The sequence below is a fragment of the Pseudoalteromonas sp. A757 genome, from assembly GCF_004103285.1.
GTDB lineage: Bacteria > Pseudomonadota > Gammaproteobacteria > Enterobacterales > Alteromonadaceae > Pseudoalteromonas > Pseudoalteromonas galatheae.
The window spans coordinates 151,947-174,845 of record NZ_QNQN01000072.1; the positions used below are offsets into that span (position 1 = coordinate 151,947).

23 protein-coding genes are annotated in these 22,899 nt (G+C 43.7%); all 23 read right to left on the reverse strand.

The features are described 5' to 3' along the window. Positions 1-6: 6 nt before the first annotated feature. On the reverse strand, positions 7-783 hold the full coding sequence (locus DRB05_RS16310; RefSeq protein ID WP_128727863.1) for a protein phosphatase CheZ: 777 nt from the start codon (positions 781-783) through the stop codon (positions 7-9). Positions 784-802: 19 nt separating this feature from the next. Beyond that, positions 803-1,186 carry a chemotaxis response regulator CheY gene (gene cheY, locus DRB05_RS16315; RefSeq protein ID WP_010369104.1) on the reverse strand — a complete coding sequence of 128 codons (384 nt, stop codon included), beginning with the start codon at positions 1,184-1,186 and terminating at the stop codon, positions 803-805. Positions 1,187-1,228: 42 nt separating this feature from the next. After that, positions 1,229-1,963, reverse strand: a complete 735-nt coding sequence (locus DRB05_RS16320; RefSeq protein WP_128727864.1) for an RNA polymerase sigma factor FliA — start codon at positions 1,961-1,963, stop codon at positions 1,229-1,231. Positions 1,964-1,965: 2 nt separating this feature from the next. After that, a complete protein-coding gene (locus tag DRB05_RS16325) occupies positions 1,966-2,826 on the reverse strand; it encodes a MinD/ParA family protein (protein ID WP_088531010.1) in 861 nt (286 codons plus the stop codon). After that, positions 2,819-4,294: a flagellar biosynthesis protein FlhF gene (gene flhF, locus DRB05_RS16330; protein WP_128727865.1), complete on the reverse strand. Its 1,476-nt coding sequence runs from the start codon at positions 4,292-4,294 to the stop codon at positions 2,819-2,821. Before flhF ends, DRB05_RS16325 begins: the two co-directional genes overlap by 8 nt. A gap of 19 nt (positions 4,295-4,313) precedes the next feature. Then, positions 4,314-6,416, reverse strand: coding sequence for a flagellar biosynthesis protein FlhA (flhA, locus tag DRB05_RS16335; RefSeq protein ID WP_128727866.1), 2,103 nt, complete (start codon positions 6,414-6,416; stop codon positions 4,314-4,316). An 83-nt stretch (positions 6,417-6,499) separates the two neighbouring features. Then, positions 6,500-7,630, reverse strand: a complete 1,131-nt coding sequence (gene flhB, locus DRB05_RS16340; RefSeq protein WP_128727867.1) for a flagellar biosynthesis protein FlhB — start codon at positions 7,628-7,630, stop codon at positions 6,500-6,502. A gap of 9 nt (positions 7,631-7,639) precedes the next feature. Further along, positions 7,640-8,419, reverse strand: a complete 780-nt coding sequence (fliR, locus tag DRB05_RS16345; protein WP_128727868.1) for a flagellar biosynthetic protein FliR — start codon at positions 8,417-8,419, stop codon at positions 7,640-7,642. A 2-nt stretch (positions 8,420-8,421) separates the two neighbouring features. Continuing rightward, on the reverse strand, positions 8,422-8,691 hold the full coding sequence (gene fliQ, locus DRB05_RS16350) for a flagellar biosynthesis protein FliQ (RefSeq protein ID WP_128727869.1): 270 nt from the start codon (positions 8,689-8,691) through the stop codon (positions 8,422-8,424). 1 nt (position 8,692) lies between these two features. Next, positions 8,693-9,430, reverse strand: a complete 738-nt coding sequence (fliP, locus tag DRB05_RS16355; protein WP_128727870.1) for a flagellar type III secretion system pore protein FliP — start codon at positions 9,428-9,430, stop codon at positions 8,693-8,695. Next, positions 9,423-9,881, reverse strand: a complete 459-nt coding sequence (gene fliO / locus DRB05_RS16360; RefSeq protein WP_128727871.1) for a flagellar biosynthetic protein FliO — start codon at positions 9,879-9,881, stop codon at positions 9,423-9,425. The genes fliP and fliO overlap by 8 nt, the downstream gene beginning before the upstream one ends. Then, positions 9,881-10,279 carry a flagellar motor switch protein FliN gene (fliN, locus tag DRB05_RS16365; RefSeq protein ID WP_128727872.1) on the reverse strand — a complete coding sequence of 133 codons (399 nt, stop codon included), beginning with the start codon at positions 10,277-10,279 and terminating at the stop codon, positions 9,881-9,883. Before fliN ends, fliO begins: the two co-directional genes overlap by 1 nt. Before the next feature lie 72 nt (positions 10,280-10,351). Next, the gene (gene fliM / locus DRB05_RS16370) at positions 10,352-11,446 is read right to left on the reverse strand and encodes a flagellar motor switch protein FliM (protein WP_128727873.1); all 1,095 of its coding nucleotides are present in this window, start codon (positions 11,444-11,446) and stop codon (positions 10,352-10,354) included. Positions 11,447-11,456: 10 nt separating this feature from the next. Beyond that, entirely contained in the window at positions 11,457-11,981 is a 525-nt protein-coding gene (fliL, locus tag DRB05_RS16375; protein WP_128727874.1) for a flagellar basal body-associated protein FliL, read from the reverse strand. Between the two features lie 43 nt (positions 11,982-12,024). After that, a complete protein-coding gene (locus tag DRB05_RS16380) occupies positions 12,025-14,109 on the reverse strand; it encodes a flagellar hook-length control protein FliK (RefSeq protein ID WP_128727875.1) in 2,085 nt (694 codons plus the stop codon). A 142-nt stretch (positions 14,110-14,251) separates the two neighbouring features. Further along, positions 14,252-14,698, reverse strand: coding sequence for a flagellar export protein FliJ (gene fliJ, locus DRB05_RS16385; protein WP_010369144.1), 447 nt, complete (start codon positions 14,696-14,698; stop codon positions 14,252-14,254). Continuing rightward, complete coding sequence (gene fliI, locus DRB05_RS16390; protein WP_128727876.1) at positions 14,698-16,029, reverse strand: flagellar protein export ATPase FliI; 1,332 nt, start codon at positions 16,027-16,029, stop codon at positions 14,698-14,700. Before fliI ends, fliJ begins: the two co-directional genes overlap by 1 nt. Positions 16,030-16,096: 67 nt before the next feature. Then, positions 16,097-16,912 (reverse strand): flagellar assembly protein FliH, encoded by an 816-nt coding sequence (fliH, locus tag DRB05_RS16395; RefSeq protein ID WP_128727877.1) that lies wholly within the window; start codon positions 16,910-16,912, stop codon positions 16,097-16,099. Between the two features lie 3 nt (positions 16,913-16,915). Further along, positions 16,916-17,956: a flagellar motor switch protein FliG gene (gene fliG / locus DRB05_RS16400; RefSeq protein ID WP_128727878.1), complete on the reverse strand. Its 1,041-nt coding sequence runs from the start codon at positions 17,954-17,956 to the stop codon at positions 16,916-16,918. After that, on the reverse strand, positions 17,949-19,667 hold the full coding sequence (gene fliF, locus DRB05_RS16405; RefSeq protein ID WP_128727879.1) for a flagellar basal-body MS-ring/collar protein FliF: 1,719 nt from the start codon (positions 19,665-19,667) through the stop codon (positions 17,949-17,951). Before fliF ends, fliG begins: the two co-directional genes overlap by 8 nt. A gap of 20 nt (positions 19,668-19,687) precedes the next feature. Beyond that, positions 19,688-20,020, reverse strand: a complete 333-nt coding sequence (fliE, locus tag DRB05_RS16410; protein WP_128727880.1) for a flagellar hook-basal body complex protein FliE — start codon at positions 20,018-20,020, stop codon at positions 19,688-19,690. Between the two features lie 257 nt (positions 20,021-20,277). Continuing rightward, complete coding sequence (locus DRB05_RS16415; RefSeq protein ID WP_128727881.1) at positions 20,278-21,657, reverse strand: sigma-54 dependent transcriptional regulator; 1,380 nt, start codon at positions 21,655-21,657, stop codon at positions 20,278-20,280. Beyond that, complete coding sequence (locus DRB05_RS16420) at positions 21,654-22,754, reverse strand: ATP-binding protein (protein ID WP_128727882.1); 1,101 nt, start codon at positions 22,752-22,754, stop codon at positions 21,654-21,656. The genes DRB05_RS16415 and DRB05_RS16420 overlap by 4 nt, the downstream gene beginning before the upstream one ends. Between the last annotated feature and the right edge of the window lie 145 nt (positions 22,755-22,899).

The following is a 22,899-nucleotide window of genomic DNA, read 5'->3' on the forward strand; positions in this document are numbered from 1 at the left end:
CTCCAACTAGAAGCCTAAACTAGATAGCAAGTCATCGACTTCGTCTTGACCAGAAACCACGTCATCTCGCGATTCAGCGTCAATAATTGGACCTTCAGGTCCAGACAATTCATTACTGATAGTCTCAGTTGTTTTTATTTCATTTTCATTCGTTTTTTCTGCAACGGCAGGTGCTTCATCTGAAGTGCCAAACACAGTTAGAAGGTGAATGAGACTATCTTCTACTTCCCTCACAAGCTCAATAACACGACGGATAACCTGTCCTGTCAAATCCTGATAGTCTTGTGCCATCAGAACGTTGGTCATTAAACCTTGTAATTCGTCTGTCCGTGTCTTTGAAGTCTGCATAAAGCTGTCGAGATCATGACACAGAGATTTAAACTCACCGAGTTGAATATCCCTACTCATCAACCTATCCCAAGTGGGCTTTATTTGCGCTAACTCATCCGCAAGATTCTGCGCAAGAGGTAAGCTTTCTTCGACTGCGTCCATCGTTTTGTTTGCAGCGCTTTCCGTCATTTCCATAACATAATTAAGGCGCTGCTTTGCATCAGGAATAGCCTCTGTTGTGAGATCTGCAAGCCGAGTATCTAGTTCAAAGTTCTTTAAAGATTCGTGCAACTGACGAGTTAGCTTTCCAACTTCTGCAAATAGCTCCGATTGCTCTTTGTTAGCAGCTTCTAAAATCAGCTGGTCAGCTTTTTCTTGTTCACCCTGCTCTAAAAGCTCGACAAGTTGTTTTGCTTGTTCAAGTGTAATTTGAGGCGCAGCATTTACAGACATAGGCCATATCCCCTTGCTGTTAGCCTAGTCGCTCAAATACTTTTTCAAGCTTAGTTTTAAGCGTGCCAGCTGTAAACGGTTTGACAATATATCCGTTAACTCCAGCTTGCGCTGCTGCAACTATTTGTTCCTTTTTCGCTTCTGCGGTAACCATCAACACTGGAATGTGCTTAAGTTTTTCATCCGCTCGTATTGCACGAAGCAGATCAATACCTTGCATGCCCGGCATATTCCAATCAGTTACTACAAAGTCAAACTCCTGATTTTGTAGCATCGGAAGTGCTGTACTACCATCATCAGCTTCTTGAACATTGGTAAAGCCTAAATCTCTTAATAGGTTTTTGATTATTCTTCTCATAGTAGAGAAATCATCAACCACGAGAATTTTCATGTTCTTATCCAAAACTTCCTCCAGTGAGGTTCGAACCCAACTATTTTATGTACTCTAATTTATCCAGTCATTGATTTTAGCTTTAAGCTTTATCATTGCCTGACCGTGAATTTGACTTACTCGAGATTCACTAACATCAAGAATGGCGCCAATCTCTTTTAAATTCATTTCGTCGTTATAGTAAAGTGACAAAACTAAAGCGTCTCTTTCGGGTAACGCTTTGATCGCATTTACTAAAGACTCGTTAAAACGCTCATTTTTAACGTTATTAAACGGTTTGTCTAGCGCAAAATCGCTGTTTGCAGGGGTTATCACATCTTCATCAACCCCAAGATCCTCAATCCCGATGACTTTGCTTGCATTTACATCATGTAAAATATGATGGTACTCATCTAGAGATATATCAAGTTTTTCAGCGATTTCAGTGTCTTTTGGTTCTCGACCAAGGAGAGATTCTAGCTCGGAGATAGCTTCAGCCACCATTCGGCTATTTTTATGTACGGAACGCGGAGCCCAATCGCCACGGCGAATTTCATCCAACATCGCGCCTCGAATACGGATCCCCGCAAAGGTCTCAAAACTAGCTCCTTTAGTAGCATCGAAATTTTTAGATGCTTCAATCAACCCAATCATCCCCGATTGGATGAGATCGTCGAGTTGCACACTTGCCGGAAGTCGAGCTATCAGGTGACACGCCACTTTTTTCACCAGTGGAGCATGCCGTTCGACCACCTTGTGAAGATGCTCTGAAGTTTGATATCCCGCAGCTCTGTTGACCGGAGAAGCCATAATCACCCGTTTACAAGTTGTTCAATGAAAAATTCTAGATGACCGGAAGGTTGATGAGGAATTGGCCATTTAACTGCTTTAGCGGCAAGCCCCTTAATCGCAATCGCGGCTGGGGAGCTCGGAAATAAATCTACGATAGCTCTTTGTCTACGAGAGGATTTACGCATGTTTTCGTCAAACGGTACGGTGGCCACTAACTCCAGTGCTACATCTAGAAAACGATCTGTAACTTTTGAAAGTTTAGCAAATAATTCTTGCCCTTCACGCATGCTGCGGACCATATTGGCAACAATTTTAAAACGATAGACACCATGCTCTCTGCTTAACACTTTGATCAATGCATAAGCATCGGTAATAGAGGTTGGTTCATCACACACGACGACCATCACATCCTGTGCAGCCCGAGAAAAACTCAGGACCATATCAGAGATACCTGCTGCGGTATCAACAATTAATACATCAAATTGAGTGTTAAGTTCGCTAAAAGCGCGAATAAGCCCGGCGTGTTCTGCTGGAGTCAACTCTACCATATTTTGAGAGCCAGAGGTCGCCGGTACAATTTTGATACCTGCGGGCCCCTCTACAAGAATTTCATCCAGTTCACACTCTCCCGACAACACGTGCGACAGATTTTTTTCTACTCGAAGACCTAACATTACATCACAGTTTGCCAAGCCCAAGTCCGCATCCAGAACTAGGACTCTTTGTCCTTGTTGACCCATAGCGATAGCAGTATTGAGTGAGACATTGGTTTTACCCACCCCACCTTTACCACCGGTCACGGCTATTACTTTTACACCCTGGTTGCTATTTTGACTCATTCTACGCAGGCCACTTGCTTGATCTAAAACTGTGTTAATCATACATTCCTACTGACTCTGACGCTACTGGTACACGTCGAGAGTGCTGTGCTTTTATTCTTTTTAAATACAATTGCTCAGCCTTTTTTACTAGCTTTTGAGCATTTGCTACGCGAATGTCTTCTGGCACTCGCTGACCGTTGGTAAGATACCCTATTGGCAAGCGATTTTGAATCGCTATGCTAATTATCTCACCTAAACTTAGACTTTCATCAAGTTTTGTGAAAATACAACCGCTTAAATTTACTTTTTTGAAGTGCCGTACGGTTTCTTGTAACACATTCATTTGTGCTGTTGCACTCAGCACTAAGTAACTACGAATATCCACTCTTGCGCTACGCATAAGTGTATTTAACTGTTCAGTTAAGCGCAAATCTCTTTGACTCATTCCCGCCGTATCTATTAATACTAGACGTTTATTTCGTAAATGATAAAGCACTTCTGCAAGTTCATTTGCATCTTTAACTTGTTTAACTGGACAACCAATGATTCTACCATAGGTCGCTAATTGCTCGTAAGCACCAATTCTATAGGTATCAGTAGTTATCAACGCCACTTTATCTGCACCGTATTTTTGTGCGCCTAGCGCCGCTAATTTTGCGACCGTTGTGGTTTTACCAACACCAGTTGGACCCACCATAGCGAATACGCCACCTTGGCGGAGAATATCATTGTTAGTGGTGTGCATTTGGTTTATCACCATGTTTAACAAGGCATTCCAAGCTTCTTTACGAGAAACATCATCAGGGATAAAGCATGCCATTTGTTCAGCAACATCTTTGTCTATGCCCATTCCTTCAAGACGGTCTACAAGACAGGCGCGGGTTGGATCACGACGAGCCATTTCTTGCTTCATTAGTCCTGATACTTGATGCTCAAGTAATTGACGAATTGCGTTCATCTCTTCACGCATTGCACTCATTTCGTCAGGCTTGGCATTTAGCTCGGGTAAATCATCACCAAAACCATTGTCCAATTCATCAGACTCTCCCCACTGCTGTGGTTGCTCAAAAGCATCATCCTCGAAGTCAAAAGATTGGCGGCGAGATTGCTGTGGCTTCGCTTGGTATGCCGGAGCTTCAGTCTGTGCCTTGCGTTGACTGCTTAACATTTGCTCAGTATCAATACCCGACTGTGAGAACATAGAAGCAAGTTCTGGTGAACGGGGGCGTGGTGCTTGGCGCTCAAGCAATGCTTCTAAGCTATCAGCTACTTGTGCTTGTTTTACAGGCTGAGCTTGGCGAGGCTCAGGACGGACAAAGCGAGTCTGAGCTTCACTAGGAGTTGCTGTACGGGTTGCTGGCGCTTGCTTAACCGGTGCAGCGGCACGGTCATTATCAATTGCTGCGACGATTTCAACACCATCCGCTAACTTTTTATTTGACATGATGACAGCATCAGCACCAAGCTCTTCTTTCACTTCATTTAAAGCCGTACGCATATCTTTTGCGAAGAAACGTTTAATTTTCATGTTACAGCCCCTTTATCCTCTATTGTCCAACCGAGCTCACTATCTTGATTTGTCTTTCTTCTGGTACTTCTTGATATGACATCACTCGAAGCCCTGGAATTGTATGCTTAACAAATCGAGACAGCACACTTCTCAACATACCTGAGGTTAATAAGATGGACGGCTCCCCTAGCATTTCTTGGTTGTGATGTGCTTCTCTTAATGATTCTTGAAGCCTCTCAGCCAAGCCAGGTTCAATACCTGCCCCCTCATCACCTGCGTTCTGAAGTGACTGATGCAACATCTGTTCCAACTCAGGCGCCAATGTTATGACAGGGATTTCTTCTTCGCTCCCAACTGCATCTTGGACTATTAATCGACGCAGTGAAATTCTCACTGCAGCAGTTAGTACATCTGGGTCTTGGCTACGTGGGCCATACTCAACTAAGGTTTGCACAATCGAACGCATATCTCGAATCGCAACGCCTTCGTTAAGGAGGTTTTGTAATACTTTTACTACGGTAGTAAGCGGTAAAATATCTGGCACTAAGCCTTCAACCAATCGTGGGTGACTTTTCGCTAGCATGTCTAATAAATTTTGTACTTCTTCATGCCCAAGAAGTAGTGACGCGTTATTCGTTAATAATTGGCTAATATGTGTTGCCACCACAGTTGCAGCGTCTACTACTGTGTAGCCAAGTGAATGCGCTTCATCCTTTTGGTCTGGCTTGATCCAAACCGCATCTAAGCCAAATGCAGGATCTTTCGTCTCAATGCCTTTAATCGGTCCAAACACTTGACCTGGATTAATTGCAAGTTCGTCTCCATGCTTTAGTTCGCCAGTCCCCGAGCCAACTCCCATTAAAGTAATGTTGTAGGCATTCGGATCCAGCTCTAAATTATCGCGAATATGCACAGGTGGTACCAAAAAGCCAAGTTCCTGAGAAAGCTTTTTACGCACCCCTTTAATGCGACTGAGAAGCTCACCGCCTTGAGCTTGGTCAACCAGAGGAATGAGGCGATAACCGACCTCTAATCCTATCACATCAACTGGTTGTACATCGTCCCAACCAAGTTCTTTTTGTTCCTGCTGTTGACCACCTTTTGCGGAAGGTCCTTTCGCAGCTTGCTCCGCTTTTTCAATCTCAGCTTTTTTCTTTTGTTGATTCGTGTAATAGGCAATATAACCAAGTAAAACACCCAAGCCTAAAAAGGCAACATGTGGCATGCCCGGCACGAGTCCCATAGTGATCAAAATACCTGAAGCAATAGCCAGCGACTTTTCATTACCCAGTTGGTTCTTAAACTGATCACCCATGTTGTGCGATTCATTTTGACGCGTTACGACAATTGCAGTACCTATTGAAAGTAAGAGAGAAGGAATTTGCGCGACCAGACCATCACCGATAGTCAACATGGTATATACTTCCATCGCGTGACCAAAGCTTAAATCATGCTGGATCATCCCAACGAACAGGCCACCTATTATATTGATGGCAAGGATCACGATACCTGCAATAGCATCACCCTTAACGAATTTGCTTGCACCATCCATTGAACCGTAAAAATCGGCTTCTCTAGTCACTTCTTCACGACGAGCTCTAGCGTCATCCGCAGAGATAAATCCAGCATTTAAGTCCGCGTCGATAGCCATTTGTTTACCAGGCATAGCATCAAGGGTAAAACGTGCGGATACCTCAGAAATACGGCCCGCACCTTTGGTAATTACAACAAAGTTAATAATTATAAGGATCAGGAATACAACTAAACCAACAGCATAGTTACCACCAATCACGACACTACCAAAGGCCTCAATCACTTTACCGGCAGCATCGCCACCATTATGACCTTCAAGTAACACGACTCGGGTACTTGCGACATTGAGTGCCAATCGCATGATTGTGGCGATCAGTAGCACCGCTGGAAACATGCCAAATTCAAGTGGCTTTAACGTATAAACGGTCACCAATAGCACCACAAGCGCTAGTGCAATGTTGAAGGAAAATAGAATATCGAGCAAAAAAGGCGGCAATGGCAAAATAACCATACCGAGTGCTGCAAGTACCAACAAAGGAGTACCAACACCCTTAGCATATTCTTTTTTATCTCGATTGAGTTGTTGTAAAACCGCTTTAAATTCCATAACTTAACACAAGCAAAAAATTGACACACAGCAACTACTGCAATATGTATTCCAATAAATTACTGATTCTATAGAAGCGACCTTTAATGTTTTAAATCATCAGGGATAGGTAAATTACTGCTAAGTGCCGTAGGCCTTTTTCCCTTACCCTTTTTGAAACGATTGAGCTGAAATACGTAAGCAAGCACCTGAGCGACCGCTGTGAATAACTTCTCAGGAATTTGATCTCCCACCTCGGTCGTGTGATAAAGCGAACGAGTTAACACTGGCGACTCAACAATGGGCACATCTCTACCTTTCGCTATTTTTCGAATCTGCATCGCGAGCTCATCAACACCCTTAGCAATAACAATAGGCGCCCCCGCTCGTTCGGTATCGTATTTTAAGGCAACGGAATAATGAGTAGGGTTAGTAACGACAACATCTGCATCTGGCACATCTTGCATCATACGCCGCTGTGACATTTCTCTTTGCGTACGACGGATCCGTGCTTTTATTTGCGGATCACCTTCTGAGTTTTTATATTCATCTTTGACTTCTTGCAGCGTCATTTTGAGCTGCTTATGGTGATTATAACTTTGATAAGGGGCATCAATCGCTGAAATAATAATCATGGTGCAACTAAGCGCTAAGAACATCCAAGCGATAATTTCTAGCGCATGCTCTATACTTGATGGGATTTGCTCGATACTCAAATGCAATATTTCTTCAAAATACATATTGATAAGCAAAATGGCAAAGCCTGCAACTAACACAAATTTGAGAATTGACTTTAATAGTTCAATCGCAGCTTGTGGGCCCAACATTCGTTTAATCCCTTTCATTGGCGACATTTTACTCGCTTTTGGGGCAGCCGCTTGCCAAGAAAAGTTAAAGCCTCCAAGTAAAGTGTTTCCAACGACACCTGCTATTGCAATTATTAAAACAAACATCGCCATCGGAAATATTAATTCTGAAGCAATCTCTGCCCATACTGCGAACATTTTTGTTGTGTCGTAGGTTTCGTTGCGGTTCAGTGTAAGCATTCGCCCCATGACATTATATAACCCCTTACCTATTCCTGGGCCATACATCAATAAGGCGATGGCGGAAAATAGTAGAACAAAGGTCGTTCCTAGTTCCTTTGAACGGGCTACTTGACCTTTTTTCCGAGCGTCATCTATTTTCTTCGAGGTCGGTTCTTCGGTGCGCTCTTGACCGGAATCTTCTGCCATCTCAGACTCCTATACCGTGCACCCAATTAGGTCGCACATCAGCTCTATCATTTTAAGCCATTGAAACTCAAACTGTGCTAAGAAATTTCCTAGCGTCGCCCAAATAATGGTAAGCCCTGCAACTAAGGTAAATGCAAACCCAACAGAGAAAATGTTCATCTGAGGCGCGGCTCGAGTCATGATCCCAAATGAAATATTGATAATCAACATTGCAGTTAGCGGAGCCAATGCAAGGGCAAGAGCCGTAGAGAACATCCACCCCCCCCAATTAACTATTCGCCAGAAGTTGTCCACCGCCCACCAGTTACCGGCGATGGGAAAGCTCTCAAAACTATACACCACCATTTGTATCATCATTAGATGACCGTTATAAACAAAAAACAGTAATGTCGCCAAAATCAAATAAAATTGACCAACAGCAGGTACACTTAATCCGTTTGCAGGATCTACAACCGAGGCAAAGCCAAGACCTGTTTGCATCGCAAGTATTTGCCCGGCAATAATAAAAGTATTCAGCAGTAGCAATGAACCAAAGCCAATAGCAACCCCTGTAATAAGCTCCTGAATAACAACTAAAATCATCGAAAAGGAGAACAAATCAGTAAACTCTGATTTGGGCAAAACAGGCACTACGGCAAAGGTCACAACAACAGCAAGCGCAAACTTAATTCTAGCAGGGACGCTCTGAGCCCCAAGACCAGCCATTACCATGATCATTGAACTTATTCTCACCAATGGCAGTAAGAAATCACTCAGCCATTGCATGATTACCGCAAAGGTGAACTCCATGGTTAGCCTGCAATTTCAGGAATACGCATTATCAAGGAGGTAAAATAGTCCATGAGCTCCTGAGTAAGCCAATGGCCACCAACGATCAACGCAAAAATAGTGATAATTAGGCGAGGTAAAAAGCTTAATGTTTGTTCGTTAATTGACGTCGCAGCTTGAAACACAGCAACAACTAAGCCAATTAAAAGCCCTGGGACAACTATCGCAGACACCAATTTAATAACTAAGAACAACGCATCGCTTAAGATATCGACAAAGACTTCTGGTTCCACATCACACCCCCAGTCCAAAGCTTCTTGCGAGCGTTCCCATTACAAGACTCCAGCCATCGACAAGCACAAAGAGCATGATCTTAAACGGTAAGGACACTATCATTGGGGATAACATCATCATACCCATTGCCATCAAGACACTGGCGACAACTAAGTCAACTATCAAAAATGGAATAAAGAACATAAAGCCAATAATAAAAGCAGTTTGCAGCTCCGATGTAACGAATGCCGGTATAATCACGATAAATGGCGTGTCTTCAGGGCTATCAAGCTTGTCATATCCTGCTATTTTGGCAAAGGTTTCAAGATCCTTAATCCGAGTTTGTGACAGCATGAAAGCTTTCATAGGTTCTTTAGCGCGCTCAAGTGCCTGTATTGAAGTGATCTCTTCCTTTATATACGGCTGTACCGCCTGATCATTTATTTGTGAAAAGATAGGCGCCATAATAAATAATGTTAGAAATAGCGTTAGGCCGAGTAAGATCTGATTTGACGGAGACTGCTGAAGGCCAATTGCTTGCCTTAAAATTGCCAACACAACAATAATGCGTGTAAACGAAGTCATCATGATAACAGCTGCAGGAATGAAACTCAGCGCTGTCATAATGGCGAGCACTTGGAGTGTTACTGAGTACTCTTGAGAACCATCAGGGTTTGTTGTTACGTTTATTGCTTCTATCCCTTCCGCAGAAGCTACCCCAGAAAACAGTAATAAACAGAGTATCAGTAATCTAATCATGATTTTTCTTATTATGGTTATTGGCAACTTTCCCTTTGCCCGCTAAAAACTTTTGTAACTCATTTGCAAATGGCGTTCTGCCAACATCATCTAGTGGTGTTTCTAACTGATATAGGTAGTTGATATTATTAGGTGTTACGCCGAGTAAATGCTGTTTATCATCCAACTCTATTACCAGTAAACGTTCTTTCGTACCGAGCGATATACTACGGATAACTTTAAAGTCTTTTTGGTTTACTATGTTAGGGTTTAAGCGCTTTAAAACGAACGCTAAACCCAAAATGAGTAGGATAACCAACATCAAAGACAATCCCATGGACAGTAACTCGGCACTCAACCCCGAGCTACCAGCCCCCACAGAAGGTTTTGAAACTGCCTCTGAAATTGTTGCAGTGGCAGTGCTTGCATGAACAGCAATACCGTACACAGCTATATGCCAACCCCAACGCATTAACGTAGCTTTTTAATACGCTCAACCTGACTAATAACGTCTGTTAAGCGAATACCAAACTTATCGTTTACTACTACCACTTCACCGTGCGCTATCAGTGTGCCATTAACCAGCACATCTAACGGTTCACCGGCTACACGGTCAAGCTCAACAACAGAGCCTTGATTTAGCTGCAATAAGTTACGAATATTAATTTTAGAACGGCCTACTTCCATAGAAATAGTCACCGGGATGTCTAAAATTGTATCTAGTTTACGTTTTTCATCTGACGATAATGCAGGCGCTGAATCTTTGAGTTCATCTAACTCTGCAACTGCTGGCTCACTGTCACCTTCGGCACCCTCGGCTTCAGCTAGTGCTGCTGCCCATTCGTCCATAGTATCTTGATCATCGCTCATTGGATTACTACCTGATTAAGTTAATTTGTTTTCCATAATTAGTTTCGCGATATGGCTTTTTCAACCTCGCGACTACCAATCTAAATCCACACCTTCGGAAAGGTGTAGATCTTCTTCTAATTCTGCCAGCTCAGCATCCGAATCGAGCTTTTTACCACCTTTGGTAAACACATGCAGCTCAGATTTCACTGATTCTGGACGTTTAATTTTTTCACTGATCTGTAAAGCTACATTATCGCGAGAACGGCCCATTTTAGCTCTAAAGGTTGGTAATTCTTCTACGAAAACGGTGACATGCTCAGGCATTTCCACTGGAATAACATCACCTGCTTGAAGCTTCATTATTTGCTCAAGCGATAGGTCCACCTCTAATAGTTGAGAAGAAATCTCGACTTCCACATCCATAATTTCATCGCGAAGCGCCTTACTCCAACGCAGATCTGTATCTTCCGTATCTGATTGCACACCAGCATCAAGTAGCTCTCGGATAGGTTCCAACATCGAATAAGGTAACGAAATATGGAAATCACCTCCGCCACCATCTAGCTCAATATGAAAAGAGCTAATCACCACCACTTCTGTTGGCGATACAATATTAGCCATAGCGGGGTTAACCTCGGAGTCGAGGTATTCAAAAGATACATCCATCACCGGCGCCCAAGCTTCTTTGTAATCTTCAAAGATGATTTTCAGTAACATCTGTACGATACGGCGTTCCGTTGGCGTAAACTCCCGCCCCTCAATCTTAGCGTGATAGCGACCATCTCCACCAAAAAAGTTGTCTACGAGGATAAAAACCAACCGGGCTTCCATGGTTATAAGACCAGTACCTTTTAAAGGTCTAAAGCGCACCATATTCAAACTGGTAGGAACAAACAAAGTATGAATATACTCGCCAAACTTAAGCATCTGTACGCCGTTGATGGATACCTCAGCAGTGCGGCGCATCATATTGAAAAGGCTTATCCGCATATGCCGAGCAAATCGTTCATTAACGATTTCAAGCGTCGGCATCCGCCCACGCACAATCCTATCTTGAGACGAAAAATCGTATTGTAAGGCACCAGCACCGTCACCGTCATCACCATCGCCGATTTCGTCTTCTTCGACTTCATCTACACCATGGAGTAGCGCATCAATTTCGTCTTGGGATAATAAATCGCTCACAAATACTACCTTATTGCATTACAAAGCCAGTAAACAACACACGCTCGATTACTTTACTACCTTCAACCTCTTCCATTGCCGCTTGGACTTTATCGAGTGCTGTTAGTCGCAATGTTTCTTTACCAGCACTCGTGCTTAACTCGTCAGCAGTAGTCGTTGAAAACACACCAAGTAGCGTACCTTCAATTAAGGGAATGTGCTTCTTTGCTACTTCTTCATTCACGTCGCCACGGACCAGCAGCTGTACTTTAATCTGCACAATTCTATCACGACTTGCGCCAGGTACATTGAAAACAAAGGGGCGAGGCATAGCAACATACAGTGCACTCCCCATCTCAGCAGCACTACCTTGCTCAGCTTTCACTTCACTTGCAGTCGTTTCTTCTGCTAGGGTTTCTTCCGGCGCATCTGAGCCCGAAAACAAGAAAAACCCCGCAACACCACCTAATACCAACACCGCAGCGGCAATAATAATGATTAGCTTTTTCTTAGAGCCACCCGTTTCTTCTATTTCTAAGTCGGTTTCTTCAGCCATAGCAAGCCCTTATGATCTTTATTAACTACAATAATAGCAGGTGTTAGGCATAGTAATCTATTGCAGAATCGGTATTTCTCTTTTGCGATGGTTGTGGGGTATCAGAAACCCCCTGTTCATCACTTAAAGTTTGCTGCCCACTCGCATTGCCACCAGCAGTTTGTGACTCGGAGTCAGTATTTCCACCTTGCTGGTGCGATATATGGCTATCGCCAAGTTCAATTCCCTGCTCAGCCAACATTTCTCTTAACCTCGGCATAGATTGCTCTAACAATTCTTTAGCTTGCTGATTTTGCACCACAATATTCACCTGGGCCTGCTCTGCATCGGATTTTATCCGAATTTGCATTGCGCCAAGTTCAGGTGGATCTAGTCGAATTTCAGCTTCTTTATTGTTAAGGTTTAGCATCATTCCAACTCGTTGATGCAATTCTTTTGCAGCATCTTGACGCGCAATATTAATTGCCTGTTGAAGATTAGCATCTGTTGTTTGTTTTGTCTGCGCTGTACTTTGGTTTGCAGGCTGAGATTGCTGAATTTGCTGAACTTCTTTTAGCGTTTGGTTTAGTGAGTTCGTGTCTTGCGGTGCACTTGTATTGCCGACTTCAGGCTTAACAGGAGTAGGTGTCGATGTTGCAACATTGGCCGGTTGACGCTCATTTTTACCAGCCTCTTTCGCGATGCTTGCTTCCGCTTGCATCAGCTTACTATTCTCTTTATCAATTAACTTTTCACTTATTTGTTTTTCCGAGCCCTGTTTTTCTGAATTTTGCTTTTCTGCTGCTAACTTTTCATCGCTAGCCAATTTATTTACTGCTATATTTTTTTCAGCACGCTCACCCTCTTTAACTACCACAGCCTGCTGCTCACTATTGTTAGACTTTTCTTGCGTGGCATTTACATTAAAAGACGCTTGGGTAGTATTTTTAACATCTGTAGCAGCTTCTTGCGGCATGTTTGTTGGGGTTTGTGTTACGACAGAGGATGACACAAATGCTTTAAACGGCTGTACATTTGCGAGATCAATACCCTTACCAATTAACTGAGTTACGGCTTTTTGTACAGCTGGCGATGCATCATAAATATCAAGCTTACCAGCCATCACAGCTTTTAATTCTTGCTGTTGCTGCGTGGTCAACTTTTCTACAATGGTTTGCACATCAGTAGTGCTTTTTGTACCTACTGAATTGTTGTCTTTCGTAGTTTGTGCACTAGCCTCAGAGATGATTTGCTTTTGCTCTGATTGCTTAGTTTCAGATGAAGAAACAGGTTGAGCAGACTCCAACTTCTCCGCGGTTATAGGCGTTTTATATTGCACTGTTTTAGATTCACCTTCAACTTGAGATCCTACTGACTTATCAGTATCTGGCTCCCGTCTTTCGTTTGAATTGCTAACCATAGCTTGAGTACTAGTATCCTTTTGCAGCTTAGGCTGTAACGTTTGCTCTTCGGCTTCTGCGCTGTTCTCCCTTAAGGAAGGTTTGGCAATCTCACCGTCTGCGTCTTTACTATCCAAAGCAGCAGTTTGTTGTAGCAAAGTACTTGTTTTAGTGCTGGCGTTTTCAGCTTGACCTTTTTCCCCTCGAGTGAGTGGACTTGCTTCGTCTTGTAGCTGCTCTTGAGATGATGCATTATCGCTCGCTTCAACCTCTTCATCAGCCGAAGAAGCTTTGCCCAATGCCTCTTTGACTGATTGCGCAATTGCTGTTGGGTTTTGGCTTAATGAAGTGCTTTGCTGTTTTGCAGCGTTGATCTGAGCATATAAATCATTGTCTGGTGAGTCAGGAAGCGGTTTGTCCACAACTACCTGACCTTTTTCAGTGTAGCTTACAGTAGAAGTGGGTACTTCGCCTTGCTGCTTAGAAGAAGAGGCTTGTGCTTTACTATCTGACTGCGGAGCATCATCTGATGCTACCTCGCTATCTATTGGCGCATCCAGATCTGAGGTTACAGGATCTACAGACTCTTTTACCTGCTTGCTTACACTCTCTTGCTCGGCTAACTCAACCATTAAAGCACTAAACCCAGAGCCGCCTTCAGAACCCTCGGCGTCCGTCTCTTGGGATTTTTCTTTAATATCAACCTCGTTACTGCCTCGTTGCAGCATGGATGCAAGCATTAGATTCATCTTAGAGCTACCTCATAAAGTGGCAATGTCCTGCCGTTGCAATACACCGTTAAAAACCAACACTATGAATATTAGTGACTTTTACGAGTGGACTACTTAAATAATAAAACGCTAATCATTAAGAAGCATATTTCGAGCCAACTTACCAAGCACGCTCTCTTCGTACAAACTGATTCGTTGCAAACTCATCGAGCATCTTTTGTTCTGCTTTGGCAAGGCGAGTTTGCTTTGCGAGGGCTTGCTTCTCGATAAGCTTTTCAATTGCCTTCGTTTTAGCCTGCTGTGCTAGCCATAGCTTGCGGCGTTGTTCAACCACCTGCTTGGCTGTGTTGACCGTTTTTGCTTGCTGATCAATGGCCTGCTCAATCTTATTAATAAAGTTATGGTATTGATTGAAACCACCACTAGACAAACCTACTTGTGCTTTACTATGAAGCTGCATGCTGTATTCAAGACGGAAATCGTTTAGCCCAGATAGCCGTTGTTGGTTTGTTGCTAAGTGCTGCTGCGCTTGAACAAAATTCGCTCGAAGGTTATCTTCTTTGTCTTTTTCTAGCTTAAGCAATAAAGTCAGTTTGTTATTTGCCATTATGCTTGTCCTAGTAGCTTAGCGAGGCCTTGTAAACACTCGTCGTAATTGATCACGTCTTTCATGCCTTGCTGAAGGAAGTTATTCACTGCAGGCATCATATTTATCGCCTGATCTAACATCTGGTCACTGCCACGTTGATAAGCACCTAAGGTGATCATGTCTTTATTCTGCTGGTACATTGAATAGACTTGCTTGAGCACTCTGGCTTGCTGCATGTGTGCCTCTGATACCACTTGAGGCATGACTCGACTGATGGACTTTTCAATATCTATCGCTGGATAATGACCACTATCAGCAAGCTCTCGTGATAATACAATATGACCATCCAAAATAGCCCGAGCGGCATCTGCAATGGGGTCTTGCATATCATCACCTTCACTCAGCACCGTAAAGAATGCGGTAATTGAGCCTTGCCCTTCACCGCCATTACCTGCACGCTCAACCAGAGCTGGGAGCTTTGCAAACACGGAAGGCGGATACCCTTTTGTAGCTGGCGGCTCGCCTACCGCAAGCGCAATCTCACGCTGCGCCATGGCATAACGCGTCACTGAATCCAGTAACAACAGTACATTTAATCCTTGGTCTCGAAAATACTCCGCAATGGTCACTGCACTTTCACAGCCTTTTAAGCGCATCAACGGTGAGGCATCGGCAGGAGCAGCAACCACAACGGAGCGACGTCTGCCCTCGACGCCCAAAATCTCGTCGATAAATTCTTTCACCTCACGACCACGTTCACCGACCAAGCCAACGACGATAACATCCGCTTCACTGCCTCGTGTCATCATGCCAAGCAGTACCGATTTACCCACACCACTCCCTGCAAATAGACCCATCCGTTGACCTTGACCCACTGTTACGATCGAATTTATCGCACGCACACCTACATCCATTGGTGAGTCGATTGGACGTCTTGCAAGTGGGTTGATTTGCGCTGCGGCAAATTTTAGGTGTTTCTCAGCATCAATGGCACCAAGACCATCTAGTGGTCTACCAAGTCCATCAACTACACGGCCAAGTAAACCCATCCCAACAGGTAATCCTGCATCTTTTACTTTTGGGATCACGCGCGCTCCAGGAAGAACACCAGTGATATGATCATTTGGCATGAGGTAAAGCGTTTCTTGGTTGAAACCGATGACTTCTGCATCAATAAAGCCGCCCAACGTCTCGATTTTACATTGGCTACCGACGGGTGCACTAAGACCCCTAGCTTCAAGAGTGAGGCCAACCACACGGGTGAGGCTGCCTGCGACCGCAACCCCGTATGGTTTGATAAATTTATGATACTTATTGATGCGCTCACTCATAGCTGCAGATGTCGACATTTTCGCAATTACCTTAGGAAGGCATCGCTATCCTAGTTTGATAGCTTATCTGGATAGCAGTGCAGTATTAATGGTTTATACCACTGTCTTGCAAAAATGATTCCAATACTTCACTAATGCGGTTTTTAAGCGTCATATCAATAGATGACTGCGGCGTTTTCACCTCACACCCACCTCTGTCTAAGGTAGGTTCCGGAAGTAACTGCCAATGCTGAGATTGTATATGTTCTTCGCCGTACATGGCTTGCACTAAGGCTAAATCTTCGGGGTGAAGATGGATGCGTACTGTTTGCTCTTTGACAGGCAACGCATCCATCGCTTTTTTCAACGCGTTTAAAATAAGTTCGGGCGTTGTCTTGAGCTCTTTAAAAATAACCTGCTCTGCCAATAAATTGACGAGTAAAATAAGCTGCTTCTCACACTCATCATCTACTTTTTTAAGCGGTGTTTGCATGCCATCTAAAATACTCGATAGAGCTTTCATCCTCTCTTCAATAAGGGGTTGGGCTTCTTCAAGGCCCTTTTCTTTTCCTATTTCAAGGCCTTCTTTATAACCTGCTTCCTTACCTTCAGAGACGCCCTTATCAAAGCCTTCAATGTAGCCCTGCTCATGGCCTTGTTTGATCCCTTCGTCATAGGCGTCTTGACGGATCTGCTCTAACTCTTCAAGCGTAAGCGTTGGAAACTCAGGCTCTTGTGGCTCTGGTTCAGCGCTTACCTCTCTCTTAGTATATAACTCTTCCAACGGCGTGCCGAAGGCTGTAGAACGGCCACGGTATTTCTCGGGCTTATCGGTAACATCCGGAATGGGCCAATTTTCTAGTAACTCATCTAAAGCTTCAGTGCTCACCGGGCGGCCTTTATACAACTTTTTATCGACCATGGCTTATAGGAACTCCTCACCACCGCCGCCGCCAAGCATAATTTCACCCGAATCAGCCAAGCGTCTAGCCGTTGCCAGAATTTCTTTTTGTGCAGCTTCCACTTCACTTATCCGCACAGGTGGCATAGCCTCAAGGTCGTCTTGCATCATCTCAGCTGCCCGCTTGGACATATTTTTCATGATCTTATCTTTTAAGGATTCGTCAGCGCCTTTTATTGCTTTCATTAGTACGTCTTGTTGCACTTCACGCAGAATTGCCTGAATGCCTCGATCTTCAACATCCATTAAGTTCTCAAACACGAACATGAGATCTTGAATTTGCTGCGACATTTCTTCATCGTGCTCTCGAATTGAGTCCATCAACTGCCCTTCGACATTGGTGTCTAAGTAGTTCATGATATCCGCTGCAGCTTTTAAGCCACCCATTTTCGCAGCTTGTGCGCCAGCTTGACCTGCAAACTGTTTCTCCATTATCTCGTTTAGTTCTTGTAGTGCCGCCGGTTGTACTTCTTCTAAGTTTGCAATACGCATTGTTAAGTCTAAGCGCACTTTCTCAGGAAATTGTGACAAAATCTCGGCGGATTGCTCTGGCTCAAGATAAGACAATACAATCGTTTGGATCTGTGGGTGCTCGTTACGAATAATATTGGCAACTTGCTTTGAATCCATCCATTTCAACGAGTCCAAGCCTTTTGCACCAGAACCCATAACGATTTGATCAATAAGGCTCGCTGCTTTGTCTTCACCAAGCGCTGCGGTTAGTGCTTTCTTAATAAAGTCTTCAGATTGGAAACCAATCGTACTAAAGCTTTGAATCTGTTCAATAAACAAATTGTGTACAGCTGCAATTTTAGCCTGGGATAGGTCGTCCATGGAGGCCATCGCCATACCAACCTTTTGCACTTGCTTAGGCTCTAGGTGTTTTAAAATCTGAGCCGCATCTTCTTCAGTTAAACTGAGCAGTAAGATGGCAGCCTTGTCGACGCCGTCTAGCTTGTCAACGTCAAAGGCTGCGGGCAATTGTTTTTGTTCTTGATCAGTCATCTTCTGTCAACCACGCTTTCACAACTTGTGATGAGAGTTCTGGTTCGTTAGCAACTAAGGCACGTACTGCTTTAAGTAAGTCCTCGTCGCCATGTAAGTCTGGCAATTGTAATCTACCGTCAGAAGAGAAGCCAACCGCAGACTCATCGAAATCGTTATTTAGCATATCTAGTGTACTGTCGCCTAAATCTACACCACTGGTCAACGCATCTTCATCAAAATCTTCAAGCGTGTCATCTGGGTAAATTAGACGTTTAAGCATAGGTCTTACTACCGCTAAGATTAGCACAATGATCACTAAGGTACCTGCAACAAGACGGATGGTCTTTTGGAACCAGTCCTGCTCCCAAAGTGGTATCTCTTGTATTTCAGTGAGATCTTCACGCACAAATGGTACCGTTACCACTTCTAATGCATCACCTCGCTGCATATCAAAGCCCACACCACCTTGTAGCAAACGACGAATGTTGTTTAACTCTTCTTGCGTACGCGGAGCCATTGCCATGTTACCTTCAGCATCAGGCTTGGCGAGATAGTCAACGGCTACACTCACGCTGATCCGGCGAATAACACCTGTTTGCTGCCGCTTATGGCTGATAGTAGTATCTAATTCATAGTTACGGGTTGCTTCTTTTTGATTACTGCTTGGTGTTGCACTTTGACCATTGCTGCCTTGCCCAGCAATCTCTGGGATATTTGAGTTTACAGGAGGTTGATTAGTCAACGCTCCAGGGATGCCCACAGCTAAGCCACCAATATTATTTTCTTCATACGTTGTTTCGCTGCGAACCGCAGGTAAATCAGGGTTATAACGTTTTTGTGTTTCTTCAACTGCGCTGAAGTCCATCGTTAAGTCAACCTGCGCGGTAAAGTTACCAAGGCCCACTGTTGGGATCAGTATGCTATCAATTTTCTCTAGATACTCTTGTTCACGTTTACGTTCAATTTCATACTCTTTTCTCGAGCGCGCAGCCAAAGAGTCTTGAGAACCTGAGTTGAGTAGACGACCGTTTTGATCAGTCACTGTCACGCGTGAAGGCTCTAAGCCCTGTACCGCTGATGCCACAATGTCTACGATTGAATCGACCTCTTCGCCGCCAAGCGTTTTACCACGTTTAAGGGTAATAACTACGGTTGCCGAGGGCTTTTTCTCACGACGTGCAAAGACGTTTTCTTTTGGGATTGCGAGTAACACTTTTGCACGGTTTACGTCTTGTAACTCTTCAATTGTTCTCGCAAGTTGTTGCTCACGACTATGCTTTAAGCGCTCTCTTTCAAGACGTTGGCTAACACCAAAACCCATATCCTGCATCAGAATATCAGTGCCAGAACTCGGAGATTGGGTAAAACCGTCACGCGCCATCCGTAGTTTGATGTCCTGATAGTCCGACTCAGCAACTAAAATGGTATTACCATCGAGTTGGTATTCAATTTTCTGTTGATCTAAAAAGTCTAACGTTTCGACGAGTTCTTCTGTTGGGTATTTACCAAGTGGGCGCATATCTGGTTGGCGCGCCCAAATGATAATAAAGATTGCGATTGCTAAACAAATAGCAAGGGCAATAACCAGAGTAACCTGGCGCAACATATCAACACCGCTTAGCGCACTGAAGTAGCCTGATTTTTGCTCTTGTTGCTCATCCGAACCGCTGTCATTATTCAGCGCTGCGTCGGAAAGCGTAAGATCTGTTGATTGATTAGTAGCCACGATTACTCTCCACAGTCACTCAATTAAACTGGCATGCTCATGATTTCTTTATAGGCCTCAACAAGTTTATTACGAACTTGCACTGTAGCCTCAAAAGCGACCGACGATTTTTGTTTCGCTATCATGGCTTCTGCAAGAGAAATGCTTCTGTCACCCATTTCAACTGCGGTGACTTTTTGTTTTGCTTCTTGTTGTAAGCCATGAACTGTATTAAGTGCGTCTGAGAGTAAATCGCCAAACTGAGCCGACGAAGATGCTGCCGTCTTTACTGGCTGCACTGATGGCTGTGTGTTTCTCGTCGCTTCTGCAGCCATAGCCTGCATTTCTTGAAATAGCGCTGATGATTGTACTTTCATGATGCTTTACTCAAAATAACTCTTAGTTACCATTAATAAAGCAGAAAACGTGCCAACTTAAAACCTTTATTTTTCAGTATGTTACATTGTTTTTTGCATGTCGAAAAATTGGCAGTACATAGAAGTGAAAATTAGGAGCCTAAGATCTGCTGATCTTTATAGGCACCTTATTAAACTTGAATTAACAGATAAAATTTAACTTGAGGTTTGGATAAGGAATGAGTTAACTCATTCCTTTTAAGCTCAGGTAATTTAGGTTAAGCGGGTAGCGCAATCCCTAAATCTCGCATTTTCGCCAGCTTATAGCGAAGTGTGCGAGGGCTCATGCCCAATACCTCCGCTACCTCTTTACGTTTACCATTAAACTTTGCCAGCGTATCTAAAATAATTTGGTGCTCTTTATCCTGTAACTCATCTTTATAGCTAATGATCTCATCATCACTTTGCGAGCGCTCCATTAAAACTGATGCCTCATGGTTTACAGTTGGAGATGACTCAACCAAAGCCATCGGTGAGAAATTTTCGATAAAAATATCATCTTCTTGAATTTCATTACCTTGGAACAAAATTAGGGCGCGTTGAATAACGTTGTCTAGCTCCCGTACGTTTCCTGGCCAAGTGTGCGAACTGAGCTTGCGCTTTGCACCGCTGCTTAGTATAGGTGTTGACTTGCCTGCTTTTTGCGTATGTCTTACCAACAAATGCTCAGCTAACACAGCGATATCACCCGCTCTGTCTTTCAATGGCAGCCACTCTAGCGGGAAAACATTGAGACGGTAATATAAATCTTCTCTAAATACCCCATCATCCACCGCTTCTTTTAAATCGCGGTTACTGGTTGCCAACACTCTGACATCCAGTGAAATGGTTTTTCTGCTGCCTAGACGCTCTACCTCACGCTCTTGTAGCACACGAAGTAGTTTTGCTTGTAAGCCCAAATCCATCTCAGTGATCTCATCAAGCAAAATGGTTCCCTTTTGCGCTTGCTCAAATTTTCCAGGACACGCTTGAATGGCACCTGTAAACGCCCCTTTTTCGTAGCCAAATAAGGTTGCTTCAAGCATATTCTCTGGAATTGCAGCGCAGTTAATTGCGATAAAAGGCTCGTCTGCTCTATCTGATTTATCGTGAATATAGCGAGCCAACACTTCTTTACCTGAACCGCTTGGCCCAAGTACCATAACGCTGGCATCCGACTTAGCTACTTTTGCAGCCAGTTCAAGTAGTTTAATACTCTTTGGATCGGCAACAATGGGGCCGTCAGTCTCTTTTTCCTTCTCAGGTAAATAACGACCAACCATATTGAGCAACACTTCAGGTGCAAATGGCTTGGCCATATAGTCGATAGCGCCCAATCTCATCGCTTCAACCGCATCATCAATGGTTGCGTATGCTGTCATCATCAATACTGGTAATTCTGGATAGTTGAGTTTAATAGTCTTTAATAAGTCAAGTCCACTCATGGCACCCATTTGCACGTCACTCACCACCAAAGAAAAGGTTTCCTGCTTTAGCAATAAAACGGCTTGTTCCGCACAACTTGCTTCTACGCACTCAATATTTGAAAGCTGCAATGTATCAATGAGTGCTTCTCTTAAACCAGCATCATCTTCAACAACTAAAACTCTGTTACTCATAGTTCCTCCGCCTCAATTAGTGGTAGTACCAAGCTAAAACGCGCACCCTTACCTTCAACATTGTCTGCCTGCGCAAACCCTTTATGCGCGTTAGCAACCGAATTAACCACCGCAAGTCCTAGCCCAGTCCCCTGCGACTTAGTTGTAAAAAATGGTTCAAACAACTTGTCTACTAAGGTTTCATCAATGCCAGGCCCATTATCAACAACTGAGATACGTACATACTCGCCACACGGCTCGCGCTCTGCATTAAGTTCAATGTGTGCCGCACTGCCAATAATTTGAATACTGTTGTGGATCAGGTTTTGGATCGCACTTGCAAGCGCAGTACGATTACCTAATATTTCGATATCTGGCTCGGGTAAAAATGCTTCCAGCTTTGCTTGGTTAAGCTCAACCATAGCGTCAGCACCCGCTTTGACTTCACTCAATAACTGTTGCATTGACACTCGCTCAACGACTTGTTGTTCACCACTTTTAGCGAACAACAGCATGTCATTAACTTGGCTTTCTAAGTCTTTTAGGCGAGACATCAACTTGTCATGAAACTTTTCTCGAGAAGCCGAAGGAAGGTTAGCTGCACCTAGGTTTGCACCATATAACATCGCAGCCGATAACGGCGTACGCACTTGGTGGGCCAGTGAAGCGACCATTTTTCCCAATGCACTCAATCTTTGCATATGCGCAACACGACTTTGAAGCCTGCGCGTCTCGGTGAGATCTGTCATCAAAATGAGCTGGCCAGGTTCTGGTGTTAGCGCGGTAATATCTAGCTTAATTCTTCTGCCATCTTTAAGAGAGACTTCATGACCGTCGTCCTGCTGTGGTCGAAATGAACGCTGAATAATACTAAACCACTTTTCGCCTTCGAGTGGTTCACCCAACATATCCATCGCGATTTGATTTGCCTTGGCAATCATACCTTGACCATCGAGTACCACGACACCTGCAGGCATAGTATCAACAAGGTGACTTAACCAACTCGCCTGCTGCCTAAGGTCGCTTAATTCACCGACATAGGCTTCTTGCAGCAAACAGGGATTGTAGCGATTCATCGTTGGTACAAATTGTGGATTAATAACATGTGCTAATGCCATTTTTCCGCTCTCTTAAAAATAAACTCAATGGATAAAAGCAAAAAACGATCCAACTTTATATTTCATTTAAAACATATAGTTACACAACACTAAACAATATCAATTTATTGACACTGTTTTTATATACAGCACTATGCTAGAGTTT

Coding starts and splice junctions, on each gene's coding strand:
- DRB05_RS16310 (WP_128727863.1), bottom strand. CDS start 783: ATGTCTGTAAATGCTGCGCCTCAAATTACACTTGAACAAGCAAAACAA.
- DRB05_RS16320 (WP_128727864.1), bottom strand. CDS start 1,963: ATGGCTTCTCCGGTCAACAGAGCTGCGGGATATCAAACTTCAGAGCAT.
- DRB05_RS16325 (WP_088531010.1), bottom strand. CDS start 2,826: ATGATTAACACAGTTTTAGATCAAGCAAGTGGCCTGCGTAGAATGAGT.
- flhF (WP_128727865.1), bottom strand. CDS start 4,294: ATGAAAATTAAACGTTTCTTCGCAAAAGATATGCGTACGGCTTTAAAT.
- flhA (WP_128727866.1), bottom strand. CDS start 6,416: ATGGAATTTAAAGCGGTTTTACAACAACTCAATCGAGATAAAAAAGAA.
- flhB (WP_128727867.1), bottom strand. CDS start 7,630: ATGGCAGAAGATTCCGGTCAAGAGCGCACCGAAGAACCGACCTCGAAG.
- fliR (WP_128727868.1), bottom strand. CDS start 8,419: ATGGAGTTCACCTTTGCGGTAATCATGCAATGGCTGAGTGATTTCTTA.
- fliP (WP_128727870.1), bottom strand. CDS start 9,430: ATGATTAGATTACTGATACTCTGTTTATTACTGTTTTCTGGGGTAGCT.
- fliO (WP_128727871.1), bottom strand. CDS start 9,881: ATGCGTTGGGGTTGGCATATAGCTGTGTACGGTATTGCTGTTCATGCA.
- fliN (WP_128727872.1), bottom strand. CDS start 10,279: ATGAGCGATGATCAAGATACTATGGACGAATGGGCAGCAGCACTAGCT.
- fliL (WP_128727874.1), bottom strand. CDS start 11,981: ATGGCTGAAGAAACCGACTTAGAAATAGAAGAAACGGGTGGCTCTAAG.
- DRB05_RS16380 (WP_128727875.1), bottom strand. CDS start 14,109: ATGAATCTAATGCTTGCATCCATGCTGCAACGAGGCAGTAACGAGGTT.
- fliJ (WP_010369144.1), bottom strand. CDS start 14,698: ATGGCAAATAACAAACTGACTTTATTGCTTAAGCTAGAAAAAGACAAA.
- fliI (WP_128727876.1), bottom strand. CDS start 16,029: ATGTCGACATCTGCAGCTATGAGTGAGCGCATCAATAAGTATCATAAA.
- fliH (WP_128727877.1), bottom strand. CDS start 16,912: ATGGTCGATAAAAAGTTGTATAAAGGCCGCCCGGTGAGCACTGAAGCT.
- fliG (WP_128727878.1), bottom strand. CDS start 17,956: ATGACTGATCAAGAACAAAAACAATTGCCCGCAGCCTTTGACGTTGAC.
- fliE (WP_128727880.1), bottom strand. CDS start 20,020: ATGAAAGTACAATCATCAGCGCTATTTCAAGAAATGCAGGCTATGGCT.
- DRB05_RS16415 (WP_128727881.1), bottom strand. CDS start 21,657: ATGAGTAACAGAGTTTTAGTTGTTGAAGATGATGCTGGTTTAAGAGAA.
- DRB05_RS16420 (WP_128727882.1), bottom strand. CDS start 22,754: ATGGCATTAGCACATGTTATTAATCCACAATTTGTACCAACGATGAAT.